Annotated in this window: 22 protein-coding genes and 2 pseudogenes; 14 read left to right on the top strand and 10 right to left on the bottom strand. The window is 71.4% G+C overall.

Annotated features, from left to right (window positions below; genetic code table 11):
• The first annotated feature begins 41 nt into the window (after positions 1-41).
• The 4 genes from ACZ6CL_RS11075 to ACZ6CL_RS11060 all read left to right on the top strand — a co-directional run bounded on the left by ACZ6CL_RS11075 (position 42) and on the right by ACZ6CL_RS11060 (position 3,634).
• Positions 42-1,001, top strand: a complete 960-nt coding sequence (locus ACZ6CL_RS11075) for a hypothetical protein (protein WP_468934069.1) — start codon at positions 42-44, stop codon at positions 999-1,001.
• Positions 998-1,816, top strand: a complete 819-nt coding sequence (locus ACZ6CL_RS11070) for a hypothetical protein (protein WP_468934066.1) — start codon at positions 998-1,000, stop codon at positions 1,814-1,816. Before ACZ6CL_RS11075 ends, ACZ6CL_RS11070 begins: the two co-directional genes overlap by 4 nt.
• A gap of 82 nt (positions 1,817-1,898) precedes the next feature.
• The gene (locus tag ACZ6CL_RS11065) at positions 1,899-2,144 is read left to right on the top strand and encodes a hypothetical protein (RefSeq protein WP_468934064.1); all 246 of its coding nucleotides are present in this window, start codon (positions 1,899-1,901) and stop codon (positions 2,142-2,144) included.
• A gap of 380 nt (positions 2,145-2,524) precedes the next feature.
• Complete coding sequence (locus ACZ6CL_RS11060) at positions 2,525-3,634, top strand: hypothetical protein (protein WP_468934061.1); 1,110 nt, start codon at positions 2,525-2,527, stop codon at positions 3,632-3,634.
• A 176-nt stretch (positions 3,635-3,810) separates the two neighbouring features.
• On the opposite strand, the gene ribD is transcribed toward ACZ6CL_RS11060, so the two are convergent.
• Together ribD and ACZ6CL_RS11050 are read right to left on the bottom strand one after the other, a co-directional pair.
• Positions 3,811-4,542, bottom strand: a complete 732-nt coding sequence (gene ribD / locus ACZ6CL_RS11055; RefSeq protein WP_468934058.1) for a bifunctional diaminohydroxyphosphoribosylaminopyrimidine deaminase/5-amino-6-(5-phosphoribosylamino)uracil reductase RibD — start codon at positions 4,540-4,542, stop codon at positions 3,811-3,813.
• 37 nt (positions 4,543-4,579) lie between these two features.
• On the bottom strand, positions 4,580-5,788 hold the full coding sequence (locus ACZ6CL_RS11050; RefSeq protein ID WP_468934056.1) for a helix-turn-helix domain-containing protein: 1,209 nt from the start codon (positions 5,786-5,788) through the stop codon (positions 4,580-4,582).
• Between the two features lie 180 nt (positions 5,789-5,968).
• On the opposite strand from ACZ6CL_RS11050, the gene ACZ6CL_RS11045 reads away from it, so the two are divergent.
• Both ACZ6CL_RS11045 and ACZ6CL_RS11040 read left to right on the top strand, forming a co-directional pair.
• Positions 5,969-6,391, top strand: a complete 423-nt coding sequence (locus ACZ6CL_RS11045; protein WP_468934053.1) for a hypothetical protein — start codon at positions 5,969-5,971, stop codon at positions 6,389-6,391.
• Positions 6,388-6,579 carry a hypothetical protein gene (locus ACZ6CL_RS11040; protein WP_468934051.1) on the top strand — a complete coding sequence of 64 codons (192 nt, stop codon included), beginning with the start codon at positions 6,388-6,390 and terminating at the stop codon, positions 6,577-6,579. Before ACZ6CL_RS11045 ends, ACZ6CL_RS11040 begins: the two co-directional genes overlap by 4 nt.
• 133 nt (positions 6,580-6,712) lie before the next feature.
• On the opposite strand, the gene ACZ6CL_RS11035 is transcribed toward ACZ6CL_RS11040, so the two are convergent.
• Complete coding sequence (locus ACZ6CL_RS11035; protein ID WP_468935199.1) at positions 6,713-7,300, bottom strand: GNAT family N-acetyltransferase; 588 nt, start codon at positions 7,298-7,300, stop codon at positions 6,713-6,715.
• A gap of 51 nt (positions 7,301-7,351) precedes the next feature.
• Between ACZ6CL_RS11035 and ACZ6CL_RS11030 the strand changes: the two genes are divergently transcribed.
• The 3 genes and pseudogenes from ACZ6CL_RS11030 (at position 7,352) to ACZ6CL_RS11020 (ending at position 9,318) form a co-directional block, all read left to right on the top strand.
• Positions 7,352-7,936 (top strand): TetR/AcrR family transcriptional regulator, encoded by a 585-nt coding sequence (locus tag ACZ6CL_RS11030; protein ID WP_468934048.1) that lies wholly within the window; start codon positions 7,352-7,354, stop codon positions 7,934-7,936.
• A 33-nt stretch (positions 7,937-7,969) separates the two neighbouring features.
• Positions 7,970-8,332, top strand: a pseudogene (locus ACZ6CL_RS11025) (beta-mannosidase); the annotation flags it as partial.
• 89 nt (positions 8,333-8,421) lie between these two features.
• Positions 8,422-9,318, top strand: coding sequence for a peptidoglycan-binding protein (locus ACZ6CL_RS11020; RefSeq protein WP_468934045.1), 897 nt, complete (start codon positions 8,422-8,424; stop codon positions 9,316-9,318).
• 72 nt (positions 9,319-9,390) lie between these two features.
• On the opposite strand, the gene ACZ6CL_RS11015 is transcribed toward ACZ6CL_RS11020, so the two are convergent.
• Positions 9,391-9,828, bottom strand: coding sequence for a VOC family protein (locus ACZ6CL_RS11015; RefSeq protein ID WP_468934042.1), 438 nt, complete (start codon positions 9,826-9,828; stop codon positions 9,391-9,393).
• A 1-nt stretch (position 9,829) separates the two neighbouring features.
• Positions 9,830-10,411, bottom strand: coding sequence for a DinB family protein (locus tag ACZ6CL_RS11010; RefSeq protein WP_468934039.1), 582 nt, complete (start codon positions 10,409-10,411; stop codon positions 9,830-9,832).
• Positions 10,412-10,472: 61 nt separating this feature from the next.
• On the opposite strand from ACZ6CL_RS11010, the gene ACZ6CL_RS11005 reads away from it, so the two are divergent.
• The 4 genes and pseudogenes from ACZ6CL_RS11005 to ACZ6CL_RS10990 all read left to right on the top strand — a co-directional run bounded on the left by ACZ6CL_RS11005 (position 10,473) and on the right by ACZ6CL_RS10990 (position 14,071).
• Positions 10,473-11,435 (top strand): helix-turn-helix transcriptional regulator, encoded by a 963-nt coding sequence (locus ACZ6CL_RS11005; protein ID WP_468934037.1) that lies wholly within the window; start codon positions 10,473-10,475, stop codon positions 11,433-11,435.
• Positions 11,436-11,772: 337 nt separating this feature from the next.
• Positions 11,773-11,967, top strand: a pseudogene (locus tag ACZ6CL_RS11000) (helix-turn-helix domain-containing protein); the annotation flags it as partial.
• 14 nt (positions 11,968-11,981) lie between these two features.
• Positions 11,982-12,119, top strand: a complete 138-nt coding sequence (locus ACZ6CL_RS10995) for a hypothetical protein (RefSeq protein WP_468934035.1) — start codon at positions 11,982-11,984, stop codon at positions 12,117-12,119.
• A gap of 272 nt (positions 12,120-12,391) precedes the next feature.
• Positions 12,392-14,071 carry an ATP-binding cassette domain-containing protein gene (locus tag ACZ6CL_RS10990; protein ID WP_468934032.1) on the top strand — a complete coding sequence of 560 codons (1,680 nt, stop codon included), beginning with the start codon at positions 12,392-12,394 and terminating at the stop codon, positions 14,069-14,071.
• 3 nt (positions 14,072-14,074) lie between these two features.
• Here the strand turns inward: ACZ6CL_RS10990 and ACZ6CL_RS10985 are convergent, their stop codons facing one another.
• Positions 14,075-15,016 (bottom strand): serine hydrolase, encoded by a 942-nt coding sequence (locus ACZ6CL_RS10985; RefSeq protein ID WP_468934029.1) that lies wholly within the window; start codon positions 15,014-15,016, stop codon positions 14,075-14,077.
• Positions 15,013-15,918, bottom strand: coding sequence for a LysR family transcriptional regulator (locus ACZ6CL_RS10980; protein WP_468934026.1), 906 nt, complete (start codon positions 15,916-15,918; stop codon positions 15,013-15,015). The genes ACZ6CL_RS10985 and ACZ6CL_RS10980 overlap by 4 nt, the downstream gene beginning before the upstream one ends.
• 145 nt (positions 15,919-16,063) lie before the next feature.
• On the opposite strand from ACZ6CL_RS10980, the gene bla reads away from it, so the two are divergent.
• Positions 16,064-16,981, top strand: coding sequence for a class A beta-lactamase (gene bla, locus ACZ6CL_RS10975; protein WP_468934023.1), 918 nt, complete (start codon positions 16,064-16,066; stop codon positions 16,979-16,981).
• Positions 16,982-16,998: 17 nt separating this feature from the next.
• On the opposite strand, the gene ACZ6CL_RS10970 is transcribed toward bla, so the two are convergent.
• The 3 genes from ACZ6CL_RS10970 to ACZ6CL_RS10960 all read right to left on the bottom strand — a co-directional run bounded on the left by ACZ6CL_RS10970 (position 16,999) and on the right by ACZ6CL_RS10960 (position 19,558).
• The gene (locus ACZ6CL_RS10970; RefSeq protein WP_468934021.1) at positions 16,999-17,874 is read right to left on the bottom strand and encodes a glycosyltransferase family 2 protein; all 876 of its coding nucleotides are present in this window, start codon (positions 17,872-17,874) and stop codon (positions 16,999-17,001) included.
• 100 nt (positions 17,875-17,974) lie between these two features.
• Positions 17,975-18,652: a hypothetical protein gene (locus ACZ6CL_RS10965; protein WP_468934018.1), complete on the bottom strand. Its 678-nt coding sequence runs from the start codon at positions 18,650-18,652 to the stop codon at positions 17,975-17,977.
• A gap of 129 nt (positions 18,653-18,781) precedes the next feature.
• A complete protein-coding gene (locus tag ACZ6CL_RS10960; RefSeq protein ID WP_468934015.1) occupies positions 18,782-19,558 on the bottom strand; it encodes an SDR family oxidoreductase in 777 nt (258 codons plus the stop codon).
• Positions 19,559-19,578 lie beyond the last annotated feature (20 nt).

Below are 19,578 nucleotides of genomic sequence, written 5' to 3'. Positions count from 1 at the left end.
ATGCAGGCTCAGAGCCCTCACGCAGGAAGACGCATACGCACATGAGCATCTGGCAGCCCGAACCGGGTGAAACCCTCCTCGCCCGAACCCCCGTCCGGTTCGCCACGGGCGCGGCGATGACCGTCAAGGGCATGCGCTGGTTCCGCGACACCGAACGCCGCGACATCCAGAGTGAACTCCCGGGCTGGCCCGACGGTCCGAGCTACACGGCCCGCACCCAGGCGAACGCGGGAGCCCGTAACACCGTCAAAGGGGTTCTCATCGCGGTGGGGGTCATCGTAGGAGGGATCCTGACCTCACAGGGCGGGAGCCCTGGCGGCGGCACTTGGCGGGATCCTTCCGACCCGGACGCCGGATCGGACACCAGCCACGACCGGCCCGACGAGATCGAGGACTTTCCCGTGATGTGGGCGGCGCCCGGCACTGTCGCTCGTACCCTTCCCTGGCAGCTGGATCCTGGTCGCGTGGACGAGAAGAAGTACACCACCCACGCCATCGTCACCGACCGTCGCCTCGTGATCGTCGGACTGCCCGTTCACAAAGACACAGAAATCATCGAAGACGAGATGCTCTGGGAGGTGCCGCGCTCCGCCATGGCAGCGGTCGAGCGTAAGAACTTCAAGGACGGATGGGACATCAAATTCGTCTTCAAGGACGGCTCCTGGTGCAGGCTCCAGGCCCACTCGCGATCTGATCTCACCGAATACCTCATCGGTCCTCTCGACCTGATTCCGCTGGAATCGCTCCCACCGGCCCATCAGGCGACCGCCCAGGCCTTCGCGGCGGCCCAGCTCTGGGATGCCGGGCCTCCGACCGTCACTCGGTACACATGCGGGTGTTACCGGATTGCCGTGGCGGAGCCGACGACCGACTCACGCTTCGGTATCAGCGGCGACTACACAATCATGGATGCCGAGGGCACGGAACTCGAAGGACAGGCGCTTCTCGCCCACGTCCGGCACCTCTACTCCTCCTCCGCCGAGAATGGCCCTACCTCATGACAGCCCCCTCCGCGCCCGCCAGCCCCTCATTGCCGGTCTCAGCCGACGCGTTCGAGCGCCCTCCCATCTGGTTCCTCGTCCCCGACGGTTTTTTCGCGTTGCCCCTCGCCGACACGGCCGAGGAACGTGCCGAGCGGGCCCTGGAATTCGTCCGCGGGCTCTACTCCCGTGGTGACGAGAGTATCTGGGAACCCGCTGCGGAATATTACGCCGCGATAGCCGAGACCATGGAAGGTACCGGGGCTTCGTACGCCGCGATGGGTCTCTTTTCCACGGCGGAGGACGGCGCGCTGGAGGGCGCAACGGCGGAGGGCGACACTGCCGCATCGAAGGACCAGCCCGATGGCGGACACGAACCCGCCCTCGGCGTCGTCCAATGCGCCTTCACCCTGGCCGTCGTCCCGACGGAGCGGCACCCGAATGATCCGAGCCAGGCCGCTACGCACATTCTTGAGACTTTCTCTCGCGACCAGCACAACGACGCCCGTCCGCTCGATCTGCCGTGCGGTCCCGCGGTTTCCTGCGTCACGCTGACCGAGTACCGGCTCAATCCGGAAATCACGGCGACCGGCGAGGCGACAAAGCTTCTCACCGGACAGATCCAGGTCCATATCCCCTTCCCCTCGGGCCCGTTCACCGCGGTCTTCACCCTCCACACCGCATCCACGGACTACTGGGCCGAGTTCTGCGACGTCATGACGGCGATCCTCCAGACGGTGTCTTTTGAAGAGCCGGAGATCGAGTTCGTGGACGAGGACGGGGACGAGCCCGCGGGCGCGGAAAGGGATGCGAGCCGGGAGCCGGCCGAGAGATGATTGCGAGGCGCCGCAAGCTGCTGCCCGTGCGGGACTCCGGACTCTTCGACACCGTCATGACGACCTTCCGATGGAGCGCGGCATGAGCATGACGTACGCACTCGATTTCACCGAAGACCCGGCGGACGGGTGGATCGCCGTTCCCATCCTTGAGGGAAGGGGCGCCGGCTCGGTCAACTACGGATGGCGCGTCGACTCCTACGGCATCGATCTGTCTCTGCGCACCGTCAGTGACGACATCGACTGGGTGACCGCGAACGCCGACGCGTTCGACGCATTCGCTCGCAGCATGAAGGTGGTGCATCCGGGCGACATCGTCGTTGATTGACAGCAAGGGCGACTCCGTTGGTTACCCGGGTGGTTTTGTATCTGCGATGGCTGTTGTTCTACCTCGTGTGCTTGGCGTAGCAGGTTCTGCTGCCGCTCTTCATTGGCTCGGTGCTGGGTTTTGTGGCACAAGGGGCAGGCGAGAATGCAGCGTTGAGGGAGCGCGGCCGTTGGGTCAATGCCAAGGTCGTGGCAGTAGCGAATGACAATTCATTACCGCAGAGAGACAGTATGAGACACCCCGCCGATCCTCCTGTGACCCGTCACTCCAGCATTGTGCCCTCTCCCGCCACCGGTGACACTGCCTGGCAGCACGCAGCCACCCGTCGTGCCTGCCAGGTCCGCCTCGCGCTCCATCTCCTTGGCGTGCCTCTCGGACTTGTGGCAAGCGTCGTCGTCTTCTTCGTCATCTTGCCCACGCCGTTGTGGTTGATCTGGATTCTGGGGATGACGCACTTCGTCGCCGGAATCTACGGAGTCTGCGTCCTTCAAGTCCCCCGAGTCAGGCGCATGTTCGAGCTGCGCCGCATTCTGCGCACCTATCCGTGGCAGGTCCATGAGAGGGGCCTTCCGCACTCGAACGGTCAGCTCCATTCCGCCCATCGCGGAACGCCCTGGTTCCAGGTTCCGGATCCGGATAGACCGGAATCTTGGGTACGGGTCTACCTGGATCACAGTCGGCGCACCCGCTGGTGGCTTGAGCGGATGTCCCCGCAGGCGGGGCGCGAAGCCAAGGCGGAGATCGGGACGTTGTGGTTCGCCGGGGATCCGCGTTTCCGGGCCATCCTCGCGGTACCGGGCAAGCGCGGGCCGCAGCGCATGCTGGAGGTTCCGCGCGCGGTAGGGCGGGGCACCACCGTCACGGAGACGGGCCTGGCCTCTGACGAAGCGCTGACACGAGCCCTCAAGGCAGGTGTGCCCGTGTCGGAACTCGCCCGTCCGGCCGAGGCATCGGACCGTATCCCCATGGTGCGGGCTCCCGCACCACCACCGGGCCCGGCCTTGTCCTTTCCGGCCACGCGCCGCTCGATGCGGCTGCTGTTGCTGCGAGGTGCGGCCGTTCTGGTCGTCGCGCCGGTACCCTTCCTCGGGCTGCTCTCGCTCGGGCCCTACACCGTCGCCGGCGCCAAGGGCCTCGGCATGCTGCTGCTCGCCACCGTGGTCCCGGCCTTCCAGCGTTTGCGGACCCGCTTCAAGCTGCAGAGGAACGTGCGGGGCGACGGTCAGCCCTGGCGCACGCTGAATGTCGAGATACGGCACCGTGGGCGTGCTGTCGTGCTGGTCACCGGTAACGAGGCCTTGCGCACGCAGCTCGTTCTGCGCCGACCACCGGCTGGGAGGGCGCAGGTCTGGTTCGCGGGCCATCTCCATAGCGACGGCGTGGTGTCGCTGCGTGCCGACGGTGCCGTCGTCCCTGTGCGCTGCGTGGAGAAAGGACACGCACGGCTCAGGCGCGGGCCGGGCAGGAAGCGTAAGTGGCCACCAAAGTAGCCACGGAGGCGGCCGCCCGGCTGTTCCCGCAGGTGGTAGCGCTGAGGTGATGCTCCCATACAGGCCGACTCGTCCGCCGCCATCGCTCCCCACCTGGTCAAACCGGGTGGAGAGCGCTTCTGCATAACTCCCAGGGGGTTCTGAGGGGGTTCCAGAGGGCGTTGCACACCCGGCCCTCATTCGCTGGCCTGCGGGCTCTTCGGCCGGGCGACCAGTCGGACATCCGGTCCGGAGCGGGAGACGTCCACCAGCTCGCATCGCAGGATGTCGTCCATCGTCTCGATGGTGCCGCCCTGCAGCGCGCTCTTGCCACGGCCCAGGAGCGCGGGCGCGATGTAGGCGATCATGCGGTCGACCAGCCCGGCCGACACGAACGATGCGGCCAGGGTCGGGCCGCCCTCGAGGAACATGCCGCGCACGCCCCGCCCGTCCAGCTCGCGCAGCAGCGCGTGAAGGTCCAGGCCCTCCTTCGCTCGGGGGAGCCGGAGGACGGTCGCCACGTCGTCCAGGTGCGTGGCGTCCGCGTCGTCGGCGACGGCGATGATCGTGGGGGCCGCGTCGTCCAGCACCCGGGCGGCGGCGGGTGTCCGCGCGTTGCTGTCGACGATGACGCGCCACGGCTGCTCGTCGACCGGCACGGCCACCTTCAGCTCCGGGTCGTCCTTCGCCGAGCGGACGGCGAGGTGGGGGTTGTCGGCCTGCTGGGTGCCGGAACCGACCACCGTCGCCTGGCATGCCGCGCGCAGCGCGTGGACCTCTGCCCGGGACTCGGCGCTGGTGATCCACTGGCTGGTGCTGTCCGCCGCGGCGATCCGCCCGTCCAGCGTGGCCGCGTACTTGTAGACGACGTACGGCCGCCCTTCGACGGCGTGCCACTCGTCGGCGCCGACCAACTCGCTGATGTGCATGGGCTCCTCCAGCAGATCTTGGTTCCGGGCAGCCTAGTCACACCGCGGCGATGGCATCCGTCAGGTCGCGCACCATCGCCGTACGTCGCCATGGCGTCAGGCTGGTCACCACCCGGCGAAGCTCTTCGGTTGTCCGGCGCGACTCCGTCTCACGGCTGATGTTCAGCGCTTCCATGGCGGCGGTACAGGCTGCGTCCGGGGCCCGGTGGGCGGCGTGTGCGTTGGCGAGCCGGGCCAGATGCAGGCCGCGTTCACGTTGGTATATGGCGGGCCAGCGTTTTAAGGCCTGCTGGTAGGTGGCCACGGCGTTCGTCGGGTTTCCCAGGCGCAGATGGCACGTGGCGCGCTGGGCGTCGGCGTAGGCGTCATTGCAGTAGCCGCCGAGCTGATCGTTTACCGCTTCGTCGCCGTCGACGAGTTCCTGGGCGGCGTCGAGCGCGCGGAGGGCTGGCAGCTCGCCTCCGAGGAGAGCGTGGCCATGTGCTGCTTGAAGGTGGGCGGAGGCGCGGATACGTGCGGGCACGTCGCCACGGACTCGCAGGGCCGCCGCCGCCAGGCCGATGGCCCGCTGCCGCTGTCCGAGCCCGACGGACTGCTGCGCCTTGCGCATCAGAATGAAAGCTTGGCGCACGGGATCGTCGGCTTCCTGAGCCCATTCCATCGCCCGGTCGGACCACCACAGGGACTGCTCGGGGCGGCCGAGATCCTCGTACAGCCAACCGGCGAACTCGGCCCACTCCGCACCGGTTTTGAGGATCTCCCGGCGGAGGGGACCACGGGCTGCGGGCAGCAGTTGCTGCTCGATGACCGTGAGGTGGTCGTGGACGGCGCTGATCGCGGCGTGCGGTCCGTAAAGCCCGTCTGACTGGACCAAGGTGGCGCGGAGCTGCTGGAGGTGGCCAACGACAGCGGGGTTGACCGGGCGGCGGCGGGGCGCGGCGCTGGCCTGGAGGGGAAGGATCCCCAGACTTGCTGCTGCCGTTGTGCCCAGGAAGTCACGACGTTTCACGTCGGGATGGTGCGGGGCCTCTCCGGCGAGCCCGACTTCGGAAGGGGCCATACCGAGCCGGTCGGCGACGAGAGCAAGCACCTCGATGTCGCGCGCGGACTGTCGGCCGCGTTCCAGACGGCTGATCGTGCTCTGGCTGTACCCGCACACATCGGCCAGATGCTGCTGGGTCCAGCCGCGTTCGTGGCGGGCGGCGGCGATGGCCTCACCTGCGTGGTGGTTCGCTGACTGCACCATGTCCGGTCCTGGTGTGCGGTGGTGTGGCTCGACGATGGATACCCACAGTAGTGGCCCGGGTCGCTTGCGTATGCAGGTTCCGCATACGTGCAGCGTGTGCCGCATGCGCCTGAGACGGCGGCCGGGGAGTCGCGTTTGTCTGCATACACGAGGCGAAACGCACCCGCCGGAGGTTTCTGCATGACGTTTACTCAACCCGCGGCCAGGCCATGGACCCCGCCGCGTGGCGAGGTCGAGATGGTCAAGGTCGGCCCGTACTGGGACGTGGTACGCGCCCCCGTCGAGATCGGCGAACGAGCCCTGGAATTACTCGGAGACGAGACCGGTGCCGTCATCGCCGACTACGGCGTCATGTACTGGCTCATCCACACGGGAAGCGCCCAGCAGTGGCGGCGCCTGCGGCGTGGGATCCACGCTCTCGGCGGGCACGGCGCCGGGACCACCTACGTAGGCGCGCCGCCCGGGGATTGGACAGAAGGACCGCGCCTCCACTGGCGCGTCCCAGTGGGCCCCAACCGGTACCTGACCGACGCCAACCGGCTCCGCGAGGCCCTGGCGTGGGCGATCGCCGCCGAGTCCTCCGGGGAGGCGACGGCCCCGTGACTTCCCAGGTCTGCGCCCGCTGTCAGACGCCCACCAGGGAACCGGTCGTCGTCGCGATCGGGTACGGCGCGAGCGCCGGCGGCGGCACCGTCTACGCCTGCCCCGGCTGCGCACCCGACTTCCCGAAACAGCGCGACCCGTTCGACAGCCTCCTCGCCCGCCGCGAGCCCATCAGGCGACAGTCGTGAAGGCTTTCTGGAAGAAGGCCCGCCGGGAGCCCGTCATGCGCCCCACCCGTACGCCCTGGAGGCGGTTCCTCGGCCACGCCTTGGGCTGTGCCGAGTGCCGATCCGGCGCCTCGGCGCCAGGGGCTGGGCTTGATCAAGCCCGTCGCGGGACAGGGCCCGGCGTTACGGCCGACTCGTCCGGCGAGAGCCATTCGGGGGCGAGGATCGCCCAGAGTTGTTTGTCGTAGCGCACGCCCTCGTACGGCCAGGCCTCGCGCCGTACGCCCTCCAGCGTCATGCCGAGCCGCCTGGCCACCGCCGAGCTGCGGTTGTTGTCGGCTCGGCAGTGCCACTCGGCGCGGTGCAGGCCCCGGGTCGTGAAGGCCCAGTCCAGCAGCGCGGCACACGCCGGTGTGATCAGACCGTGGCCCTCGGCGGACGGCTCCAGCCAGCAGCCGATCTCGCACGAGCCGAAGGCGGCGTGGACATCGGTGAACATCACGCCGCCGACCAGTACGCCGCCCCGCCAGATGCCGCAGAGGCGGGCGCCGTCGGCGGCCTGGCGTTCGGCGTACCGCTGGAGGGTGGCGCGCGCCCCGTCCACGTCGTCGGTGACGAACGTGGGGCCGACCCAGGGGCGGATGTGTTCGCGGGCCCGGTCCAGGTGGTCGGCGAACTCCTCGGCGTGCCAGACCTCCAGCGGACCGAGGCGAGCACCGTCGCGCAGCGGCAGCGAGAACATCAGGGCCTCCCCATTCACGTAACAGGTGTTATGAAAATGTACCGTGGCGGCATGCCACGTACCAAGGGAGATCACGAGGCCCGCCGACGCGACGTCTCCGAAGCGGTCTGGCAGGTCATGGCCACGCGCGGCTTCGCCGGGCTGACGCTGCGCGCCGTCGCCGCCGAACTCGGGGCGACCACCGGGCTGCTCACGCACTACTTCCCCACCAAGAACGCCTTGGTGGAGTACGCCCTCGACCTGCTCGAACAGCGCACCATCTCCCGCCCCCGCCGTCAGACGGGCGACGGTCTGGCCGCGCTCAGGGGCGCGCTGCTGGACATCCTGCCGCTGACCCCCGAGGCCACCGACAGCAACCGCGTCTGGGTGTCCTCCTGGGACGCCGCGCTCTCCGACACCGGCCTGAGCGCCGACTACGCCCGCAAGTACGGCCAAAGCCGCGAGCGGCTGGGCGAGCGGGTGGCCGCGGCCCAGGAGTTGGGCGAGCTGGCCCCCGGCGACCCCGCGCGCATCGCGGCCGGGGCGCAGTCCTTCGTGCTCGGCCTGGTGGTGCAGGCGCTGTTCGACCCGGCGGCGTTCCCGCCAGCGCGGCAAGTCGAGCTGCTGGACGACTACCTGGCCGCTCTGGCCACGTAACGACCGGGCGCGTGCGATCAGCCTTTGGACGGCGGCCGCCCCGCGCTCCTGGTCCACGACACCGGCCACGGCCGCACCGTGCTGGCCACCTACCCGCTGGAGCACATGGCGGCCCGCACCGACCGCGCCAACCCCGAGCAGACCCACCGGCTGTACGAGGCGCTCGCCGACCTCGCCGGTGTGTCCCGCCCGGTGACGGTCGGCACCCCGTACGTCGGCGCCGATGTGCTGGTGCACGAGGACGGGCGGCGCTTCGTGTGGCTGATCAGCCAGTCCCCGGAGCCGCTGACGGCGCGCCCGTCGGCGGACGGCCGTCTGCACGACCTAGCGACGGGCGAACCGGTCGCGGACATCGGACTGGACGCGTACGGGGTGCGGGTCCTGGAGCTGATCTGAAGGCGGAGACGGAAGCCGGGGACCGCAACTGACGGACACCCTCACGGCGTCTGTACAGGACGACCAGAGGCACCGAAGGAGCACATCCCATGGCAACACCCCTGAGCGCCGACAGTCTTCTGAAGGCCCTGCGTGACGAGGGGCTGACCGTCCACGAAGTGCGCGACTGGCGCTCGCACAACCGCGACGACAAGGGCCCGTGGGGGCCGGTGAACGGCGTCATGATCCACCACACCGTCACCTCGGGCACCGAGAGTTCCGTCCAACTCTGCTACGACGGCCACGCGGACCTCCCCGGGCCGCTGTGCCACGGCGTCATCGACAAGAAGGGCGAGATCCACCTCGTCGGCAACGGCCGCGCCAACCACGCGGGCCTCGGCGACAGCGACGTCCTGAACGCGGTGATCAACGAGACCGAGCTGCCAGAGGACAACGAGGCCGAGGAGGACGGCAACGCCCGCTTCTACGGCTTCGAATGCGTCAACCTCGGTGACGGTGAGGACCCGTGGCCGGAGGAGCAGAAGCTGGCGATCGAGAAGGTCTCCGCGGCCCTGTGCCGCGCGCACGGCTGGAGCGAGCGGTCCGTGATCGGCCACCTGGAGTGGCAGCCGGGGAAGTCGGACCCCCGCGGCTTCACGATGGACTCCCTGCGCACGCGCGTCGGCGAGCGGCTCGGCGCCAAGCCGGACAGCACCGCGCCGGAGAGCGCCGACGAGACGAAGCCCCAGCCCCCGGCGGAGTACGTGCCCTTCCCGGGCGCCGACTTCTTCCGTGACGGCCGGGACAGCGAGATCGTCACCGCGATGGGGAAGCGGCTCGTCGCCGAGGACTGCGACCACTACGGGGAGGGTCCGGGCCCGCAGTGGACGGACGCCGACAAGGAGTCGTACGCGGCGTGGCAGCGGAAGCTGGGCTTCTCCGGCGATGACGCCGACGGCATCCCGGGTGAGAAGAGCTGGGACAAGCTGCGCGTCCCGAACGGCTAGCCCAGCGGCTAGCCGTCCGGCACCCAGGGCCTCGCGCCACGGCGCGAGGCCCTTCCCGTACTCCCCGGCCGGTCAGTCGAGGCAGAACTCGTTGCCCTCCGGGTCGGCCATCACGAGGTGGCCGGTGAAGAGCGGGGGAGCGGGCTCGTGGCGCTCCAGGCGCGTGGCGCCGTGGGAGACGAGCCGTTCGGCCTCCGCCTCCAGGGCCGCCATCCGCGCGTCGCCTTCGAGCCCGGGGGCGGCCCGTACGTCGAGGTGCACGCGGTTCTTGGCCCGCTTGCCCTCCGGCACCCGCTGGAAGAACAGCCGCGGCCCGGCGCCCTCCGGGTCGACCAGGGCCGAGGCGTCGTTGCGTCTCTCGGGCGGCACGCCCATCGCCGCCAGGGCCTGGTCCCAGGAGTCGAAGCCCTCGGGCGCGTCCTGCACCCGGTAGGCCAGGGCCTCGGCCCAGAACGCGGCCAGCCCGGCCGGGTCGGCGCAGTCGTAGGTGATCTGGATGTCGCGGGCCATCTCAGCTCGCCTCCCGTGGGGTCCGGTGGGTGTGCAGATACAGGTCGCGCAGCAGACACACCTCGGACAGATGGTGGATCATCTCCCGGTTGATGTGCAGCACGAGCGCCGCCATCGGAAGGTCGGCGTACGGACCCTCCGCCTTCCCGCAGGGGCGGGCGAGGCCGGATTCGCCGAGGGCCTCGACCCCGGCCTGCCAGGTGGCGTACTCCGCGTCGAGCTGGGCGAGCGCCTCGGCCGCGGTCGCGGCGTACGGATACGACTGGTAGTCGGTGGGGGTGCGGCCGAAGTGCGAGGCGTTGCGCATCGCCAGGACGCCGACGATCACGTGCCCGAGACGCCAGGCGATCGTCGAGAACGGCGGCGGGTCGGGCTCCGGCATCGCGAAGTCGATGGTCATCGCGCCGGACCCGGCCTGTACGGGGGCGGTGCCGGTGCCGCGCGGGCGCACGTTCCAGCAGTCGGGCACCGGCTCCCAGAAGTACTCGGCGTCGGTGAGTCCCTCGAGCCGGTCCCGCAGCTGATAGCTCCAGTGCCAGCCGATCTGGTCGCGCAGCAGGGTGTTCCACGTCTGGTCGGTCATGAGTCCAGCCTTCCGCAGATAGCGGACAGCTTCCTTCCGCGATCGGTGGAACGATGAGGACATGACCGTCGAGGGGACGACCGAACGGGTGCTGCGGCTGCTGGCGCTGCTCCAGCGCCGGGCGTCGTGGACCGCCGCCGAACTCGCCACCGAGCTGGGCGTCACCGACCGCTCGGTGCGCCGCGACGTGGAGCGGCTGCGTACGCTCGGCTACCCCGTCCACGCGGCGCCGGGCGTCGGCGGCGGCTACCAGCTCGGCGCGGGCACCCGACTGCCGCCGCTGCTCCTCGACGACGAGGAGGCGATCGCGACCGCGGTGTCCCTGCGGCTGGCGTCCGGCGGCACGGTCACCGGGGCGGGCGAGGCGGCGCTGCGGGCGCTCACCAAGCTCGACCAGGTGATGCCGCCCCGGCTGCGCGCCGAGGTGCGGGCGGTGCACGGCGCCACCGAGACACTGGTCGGCCCCGGCGTCGAGATCGACGCCGAACTGCTGGTGACCCTCGCGCGGGCCTGCCGCGACGCGGTGCGGGTGCGGTTCCGGTACGCCGCCCGTGGCCGCGACGAGCGCGAGCGCACGGTCGAGCCGGTACGGATGGTCACCACCGGCCGCCGCTGGTACCTGATGGCCTGGGACACCGACCGCGCCGACTGGCGCACCTTCCGGCTGGACCGGATGCGCGAGGCGGCGGCGACGACCTGGCGCTTCCGTCCGCGCGAGCACCCCGACCCGGTCGCCTATGTGCAGCAGTCCGTGACCGGCGCCCCGTACCGCCACGTCGCCCGCGTCCGCCTGCACGCCCCGCCCGACCGCGTACGCGAGCTGGTCCCGCCCCAGGTGGGGCGCGTCGAGGACGACCGCGACGGCTGGTGCGTACTCGTCGCGGGCGGCGACGACCTGGACTGGCTCGCCGTCCACGTGGCCCGCCTGCCCTTCGAGGCGCAGATCCTGGACCCCCCGGAGCTGCGCGAGGCCGCCACCCGGCTCGCCCGCCGCGTCGCGGCGATGGCGACCGGGCCCGGCTGACGGATGCCGGAACCCGTCAGCCGCCGGACGACGGGGTGAGGACGGTGCGGTCGAACGGCCCGCCGTGCGCGGCGGCGCAGGCGACGGTCGCGCCCGCCGCCGAAGACCTCCCCGGCGTACGGGAGGACACCGGCGGCGAGGACCCGCACCAGCACCTCGCCGCCGCCCGCCCCGGGGTCGGGGACCTCCCGCACCGTGAGCGGGGCACCGAACTCCGTCAGAACCGCTGCGCGCACCTGCCGACCTCCTTGGTCGTTCACTCGGTCTGTTGCGAGGTTAGGAAGGCGGGGCCCATGCGCCAAGCGACGATCTGGCATATCTGGTATGCGTAGGTCGCATGGACTTCTCCAGTACCGCTCTGCGGGTCCTGCGCCAGGTCGCGGAGTCGGGCAGCTTCACCGCGGCGGCCACCCGGCTGGGCTACACCCAGTCGGCGGTCTCGCGCCAGGCGGCGGCCCTCGAACGGAGCGCGGGCGCCGTCCTGTTCGAGCGCCACTTCGACGGGGTGCGGCTCACCCCCGCCGGTCTGAGTCCCGCATGGCGCCGGTGCTGCCGCAGGGCGTGAGCCTGCTGCGCGTCGAGGGCGCGCCCCCGGAGGTGCGCCGGATTCTCGTGGCACGGCTCCCCGGCCGCCCGGCCCCGGGGATCGCGGCCGTGAGCGAGGCGCTGAGAGCCCTGGTGTGAGCCGGCGGCCCGGCCGGCCGAAAACGCGGTGCCCTGGCCGGGCGGCTGCGCTATCGTGACCGCGTCCTGTTGTCTCCGATAGAGGTGGACGTTGCGCATCTGAGGTTCGCGATCACCGCGTGGTACGGCGTTGCCGTACGCGTGTGGCGACCTCGGTGCATGAGCCGTCCCTCACCCCGACAGGCACCGCACCCCCGCTCCTCCCGGCTTGGCCGCCGCGTGGTGCTCGCATACGACGCCCCTGCCCCAGCGCTGACGACTGCGAGAACACCATGGCTGATACCCCCACGTCCGGCGCCGCCGTGACCTGCTCCAACCTGACCTTCCAGTGGCCCGACGGCACGACGCTCTTCGACGGGCTGTCCCTCGGCGTCGGCCGGGGCCGTACCGGGCTGGTGGGCTCCAACGGCACCGGTAAATCCACCCTGTTGCGGCTGCTGGCCGGTCAACTGCGCCCCTCCCACGGGTCGGTGACCATCGGCGGCAGCCGCGCCTATCTGCCGCAGAACATCACCCTCGACACCGCGCTCCGCGTCGACGCCGCGCTCGGCATCGCCGAGCGCCGCGCCGCGGTGCGGGCCATCGAGTCCGGGGACGTGAGCACGGAACACTTCGAGACGGTCGGCGACGACTGGGACGTCGAGGAACGGGCGCTGGCGACACTCGGCTCGCTCGGGCTCGGCGGCCTCGGACTGGACCGCACCGTGGGCGAGATGTCCGGCGGGGAGACCGTCCTGCTGCGGCTGGCCGCACTGCTGCTGGAGCGCCCCGATGTGCTGCTGCTCGACGAGCCGACCAACAACCTCGACCTGTTCGCGCGCCGCAGGCTCTACGAGGCCGTCGACTCCTGGCGCTCCGGCGTGCTGATCGTCGTCAGCCACGACCGTGACCTGCTGGAGCGGGTGGATCGGATCGCCGAGCTGCGGTCCGGGGAGGTCGGCTGGTACGGGGGCGGCTGGTCCGTGTACCAGGAGGCCCTGGCCGTCCAGCAGGAGGCGGCCGAGCGCCAGCTGCGGGCCGCCGAGGCGGACGTCCGCCGCCAGAAGCGCGAACTGGAGGAAACCCAGGTCAAGGTGGCCCGCCGGGAGCGGCACAGCAAGAAGATGGACGCCCAGCGGCGGGCCCCGCGCATCGTCGCGGGGATGCACAAGCGGTCCGCCCAGGAGTCGGCGGCGGGGCTGCGCGGACTGCACGAGGACCGGCTGCGGGAGGCGCGCGAGCGGCGCGAGGAGGCCGCGGAGGCGGTCCGCGAGGACGCCGAGATCCGGGTGGACCTGCCGCACACCGCCGTCCCCGCGGGCCGCACCGTGCTGAACCTGAGCGCGCTGCGCCCCCGCTTCGGCCGGTTGCGCGGGGCCGAACTCACGGTGCGCGGCCCCGAACGCATCGCCCTCGTCGGCCGCAACGGGGCGGGAAAGACGACACTCCTGCGCACCCTCGCCGGGGAGGTGGGCCCGCTGTCCGGCGAGGCCACGGCCCTCGTACCGCTGCGGTTCCTGCCCCAGCGCCTGGACGTGCTGGACGACGCGCTGAGCGTAGCGGCCAACGTGTCCCGCATGGCGCCCGGCGTCACCGACAACCACATCCGCTCCCAGCTCGCCCGCTTCCTCTTCAAGGGCGCGCGCGCCGAACAGCCCGCGGGCACCCTCTCCGGCGGTGAGCGCTTCCGGGCCGCCCTCGCGGCCACCATGCTCGCCGCCCCGGCCCCGCAGCTGCTGATGCTGGACGAGCCCACCAACAACCTCGACCTGGCCAGTGTGCGCCAGCTGACCAGCGCGCTCGCGGCGTACCGGGGCGCGCTGCTGATCGCCGGTCACGACCTGCCGTTCCTCGCATCGGTCGGCATCACCCGCTGGCTGCTCGTCGGCGAGGAGCTTCGGGAGACGTCCGCCGAGGAGGTGCGCGCACTGCTGGAGGAGCCGGAGCCGGAGCCGGGCGAGGGCCCCGCATGACGCCTACGTGCCCTCGTTGCCGCGCAGCTCCTCCACGGCGGTACGGGCGGCGGCGCCGATGACCGCGTCGGCGCGCGGCAACCGGCTGTCGGCGCGCGCCGCCTGGGTGAACACCACGGCGGTGTACGCGCTGCCGTCGGCGAGTTCGATCACTCCGGCCTCGTGGCGCATCGACCCGAACGTCCCGGTCTTCCCCGACACCGTCACGTCGTCGTACGGAAACCCGGAGGCGAGCCGGTGCGTCCACGCCTGCCTGCCCATGGCGTCGCGCATGAACGCGCAACTGTCGGCGGACGCCGCCCGGCCGGTCCAGATGGCGCGCAGCAGCCGGGCCATGTCCGAGGGCGTGGCGGAGGCCTTGAGGAGGGGGCTGTAGACGACGGGCGGAACGGTCGCGTCGTTGTCCGCGAGGTGCCGCATCGCCGCGCCCAGCGACTCGGTCCCGGTCTCCGCCATCAACTGCGCGAACGTGGTGGCCACTCCGCCGTGGATACGGGTGAACGGCAGGCCGAGGTCCCGGCACACCGCGTCGACCGCCTCGGTGCCGACCCGGCGCAGCACCGCGTCGGCGGCGGTGTTGTCGGAGACGCTCATCATGAGGACGACCAGGTCGCGCAGGGAGAGGGTGATGTCGTCCCGCAGGATGGAGATGCCGGTGGGCCCGGGCATCCGGTCGGAGGGGCCGAGCGTCATCCGCTCGCGCGGATCGAGCGTTCCGGCGTCCACGAGTCGGCAGAAGGCGACCATCAGCGGCACCTTGTAGACGGAGCCGACCGGGACCGGCTCGTCGGGGTCGATCGCCACGCACGCCTCGGGGCGGTGCAGATCGGCCACGTGGAGCCAGCCGCGGACCCCGGCGTCGGCGAACATGCCGCGGATCGCGCGCCGCGCCCGGGCCTCCCAGCCGGTGGCCCCGCCCCCGGCCCCGTCATTGGCCCTGCTCATCGCGCCGCCTGTGCCGGTGCCGATGCCACGTCGAGGGCCGCCGCCTGCGCCGCCGCCTGCAGCGACAGGGCCTCCACCAGCAGCCGCGCCGTCCGCTCGGTCCCCTCGCCGTCCGGCTGCCGGGCGTCCCACACCACCCGCAGCCGCAGCGGCAGTGGCGGATCGACGGCCCGGGTGCGCTCGATGCCGTGGGCGGTCAGCGTGTGGTCGGCCGTGACCAGCACCGCCTGTCCCGCCGCCACCAGGGCGAGCCCGGCGCGTTCGTCGGTGACCGTGACGGTCTCCACCCGCCGCCCGCGGCTGGCCAGGGTGTCCACGAACAGGTCGTACGCCGCCGGAGCCTCCTCCCTCGGGCGTACGGCCACGGGCAGCCGCGCCGAGGCGGGTTGGTCGGCGGGCGAGAGCACCCAGGTGGGGAAGAGCACCACGCGGCCCGCCGCCAGGCCGTGGAGCACCGCCGGATGCTGCACCAGCGCGACATCGAGCCGCCCCGCCGCGGTCTCGGACAGCAGCGTCGCGGTCGGTGCCGTCACCACCGTGATACGGCCGCCCTCCCCGGCCCGGCCCGGTGCGGAGGCCACGGCCGCCGCGACCCACGGCGGCACCTCGGGGGCCAGCCCGAGCCGTAGCCGCCGGCCATCGGCCCGTTCCCGGGCCCCGGCCTCCCGCAGCTCCGCCAGCGCGGCCAGCGCGCGGCGCGCGTGGGGCAGCAGCAGGGCCCCCTCATCGGTGAGGGCGACACCCCGGGTGCGGTCGAAGAGGCGGACGCCGAGCAGCGCCTCCAGACGGCGAAGCCCCTGGGACAGCGGTGGCTGGGTGATGCCCACGCGCTGCGCGGCGGCGCCGAAGTGCTGCTCCTCCGCCAGCGCGACGAAGATTTCCAGATGTCGTTCCGTCAGCAACGAGCCCCCTGACATGCGCGGATATCCAGATGGAATCGCACGGGAGTCGAGAGTGTATTCGACAGGGCGGTGCGCCGGAGCTTCACTGACGGCGTGCGATTCCGGCACGAACCACGAACCCCACCCACCCGAAACGAGGACGCCTGTGCACCCCACCACACCCGCCCCCTCCCGCCGGAAAGTGCTGGCCCTGGGCGCCGGTACGGCTCTGGCGGCCCTGGTGTCCGTACCGGGCAGCGCATACGCTTCACCGTCCCGCACGGACATCACCGCGCGACTGCGCGCGCTTGAGGAGGAGTACGCGGCCCGGCTGGGCGTGTTCGCGTTCGACCCGGCCAGCGGGGCGGCGGTGTCCTACCGCGCCGAGGAGCGCTTCCCGATCTGCTCCGTCTTCAAGGCGCTCGCCGCCGCCGCGGTCCTGCGCGATCTGGACCGCGACGGCGAATTCCTCGCCAAGCGCGTCCACTACACCGAGGAGTTCGTCCGGAAGGCGGGCTACGCCCCGGTCACCGGGGAGCCGGAGAACATCGCGGGCGGGCTGACCGTCGAGCAGCTGTGCGCCGCCGCCGTCAGCGAGAGCGACAACGCCGCCGCGAACCTCCTGCTCCGCGACCTGGGCGGCCCGACGGCCGTCACTCGCTTCTGCCGTTCCCTCGGCGACGGGACGACCCGGCTCGACCGCTGGGAGCCGGAGCTGAACTCGGCCGAGCCGTGGCGGGACACGGACGTCACCAGCCCCGCCGCCATCGGGAAGACCTTCGCGCGCCTCGTCCTCGGCCGTGCGCTCACCCCCGGGGACCGCGGGAGGCTGACCGGCTGGCTGGTGGCGAACACCACCAACACCGAGCGGTTCCGCGAAGGGCTGCCCGCGGACTGGATCCTGGCGGACAAGACGGGCGGCGGCGCGCCGTACGGGGTGGCCAACGACGTGGGCGTCGTGTGGCCCCCGGAGCGCACCCCGCTGGTGCTGTCGGTGCTCTCGGTCAAGCACGACCCCCAGGGCCCGACGGACAACCCCCTGGTGGCGAGGGCCGCCGCCCTGGTGGCGGACGCGCTCACCTGACCCGGGTATCGCGGGGGTCAGATCACCGGCGGGCGGCCCAGCCTGGTCATCCGCCACACCGTGCGCCACCGCATCGGCCGCCGGGTGCCGCACGGGGTGCGGACGCCCTCCACGAAGCCGCCCGCCCAGGCCCGCAGCCCGTCGAGGGCGCGGGTGCGGGCGAGGGTGAGCAGCGTCCACGTACCGAGGTAGACGGGGACCAGGGGCAGCGGAAGGTGGCGGCGGGCCAGCCAGACGCGGTTGCGGGCGGTCATCCGGTGATAGACCGCGTGCCGGGCGGGGGAGGTGCGGGGGTGCTGGAGCAGCAGTTCGGGGGCGTACAGCACCTTCCACCCGGCGTCGAGCGCCCGCCAGGCGAGGTCGGTCTCCTCGTGGGTGAAGAAGAACTCGTCCGGCCAGCCGCCGACCTGGTCCAGCATCGGCACGGAAAGGGCGTGTCCGCCGCCGAGGAAGGTGGTCACCTCGCCGCCGCGCATCGGGTCGCCCGCCCGGAGCCGGGGGACGTGGCGGCGCTGGGTCTCGCCCAGCTCGTCGGCGATGCGGAAGCTGACGATGCCCAGGCTCGGGTCGTCCGCGTACAGGTCGCGCACGGTACGGAAGACATCGGCGTCGACGAGCAGTCCGTCGTCGTCGAGGTCGATGACGACGTCGACGTCACCGAAGGCGCGCAGCCGCCGCCAGGCGACGTTGCGGCCGCCGGAGACGCCGAGGTTCTCGTCCAGTTCGACCGCGGTCACGCCGTCCGGCATCTCGGGCAGCGGGGATCCGTTGCCCACGACGACCACACGGGTGGGCGGTACGTCCTGTTTCGCGACCGACTCCAGCAGGGCGGCCACCTCTCTGGGCCGGTTGCCCATGGTCAGGATGGCGACGCCCAGGCGTGGTTCGGACACGGTGGTACTCCAGAGGTTGGTTACGGTGCGGTGATCGTAACCAGTCGCCGAAGCGTCCTGTCGAAACACAGCGCATGTTCATCGACATACGCGAAAACGGTCATTCGTCGAGGGCGGAGAGAGCACTCTTCGCAGCGCTGATCGCTCCGTCGCGTACCACCTTGGACGAAGGGGCCTTGTGGCTCTCGAAGTCGCCGCCGTTGTAGGTGGCGACGATGGTCGCGTTGTCCTTGCGGACGGTGACCACCGCCTCGCGCACCTGCTGGTCGTCGTCGCTGGTGAGCTTGTCGCTCACGGTCGCCTTGTCGCCGAGGCCGGACACCGGGTCGCCGGAGCCCCCGGGCGCCCGGCCGGTGACGTCGAAGCTGATGTCCAGCCAGCGGTAGTCGAAGCCCTCCAGCGCGTGCCAGGAGCAGCCCGAACGGCGGGAGAGATCGCTGCTCTTCATCGCGTCGCCGCTGGTCTTCGCCCCCGGCACCAGCTTCTTGACGGTGGCGGCCGGGAGCGCGCCGCAGGCGTCGGTCGGCGGCTTGGAGTAGCGCCCCGCCGTACTCGCGCCGCCTCCGCCCCCGTCCGGGGAGATCCCGGACCCGCCCCCGTCCGGGTCGCCGCCCTCCGGGGGGCCGTCCTGGTCGGCGGCGGACGGGGTCGGGGAGGCGTCGGCCGCTTGAGGGCGCGCGTCGTCCGGGTCGGCAGGGGAGGTCATGGCCACGCCTGCGACGGCGAGGACGGCGACGGGCAGCAGCCGGGCGACCAGAGTGAGCGGAAAGGAACGCAATGCGGTCTTCTTCGATCGTGGGGCGGTCGGATCTGCGGGCGGGGCTGATCTCTTGGGGTGAATTTCCGCTCGGTCACATTATTCGATCGGGCCGGGGGTTATCTACGATCGGTGACGACCCACCGCCCGTCAGCCGCGACCGATGTACGGCATCGCCGTCGCCAGCACCGTCGCGAACTGCACATTCGCCTCCAGGGGCAGCGACGCCATATGCCGCACGGTACGTGCGACATCCGCCACGTCCATCACCGGCTCGGCCACCACCTCCCCGTTCGCCTGGAGTACACCGGCCTTCATCTGCCCGGTCATCTCCGTCTCCGCGTTGCCGATGTCGATCTGTCCACAGGCGATGGAGTACACCCGCCCGTCCAGCGACAGCGACTTGGTCAGCCCGGTCAGCGCATGCTTGGTCGCCGTGTACGCGACGCTGTGCGGACGCGGAGCATGGGCGGAAATCGAGCCATTATTAATGATCCGTCCGCCCTGCGGATCCTGATCACGCATCAGCCGGAAGGCGCCCTGCGCGCACAGGAACGCGCCCGTCAGATTGGTGTCCACGACCGCCTGCCAGTCCTCGTGGCCCAGGTCCTCCACCGGCACCCCGCGCGGGCCGAAGCTGCCCGCGTTGTTGAACAGCAGATCGAGCCGGCCGAAGCGGTCCCGTACGGCCGCGAAGAGCGCTTCCACCCGCTCCGGCCTGCTCACATCCGTCGGCACGGCGAGGAGCGAGGGGCCCTCGCCCGCCCGTCGCGCCGTCTCCGCCAGGGTCTCCTCGCGGCGCCCCGCGAGCACCACCGACCAGCCCGCCTCGCAGAGTTCGAGCGCCACCGCCCGGCCGATCCCGGAGCCCGCGCCCGTCACCACGGCGACCTTCGACACCACCGGCACACCATCGCTTGGGTTCATGGGGCCGGAGCGTACGCCAC

Source organism: Streptomyces sp. NPDC041200, from assembly GCF_055591805.1.
Note: the sequence above shows the minus strand (reverse complement) of the source record. Positions and strands in the feature narration are given on the sequence as shown.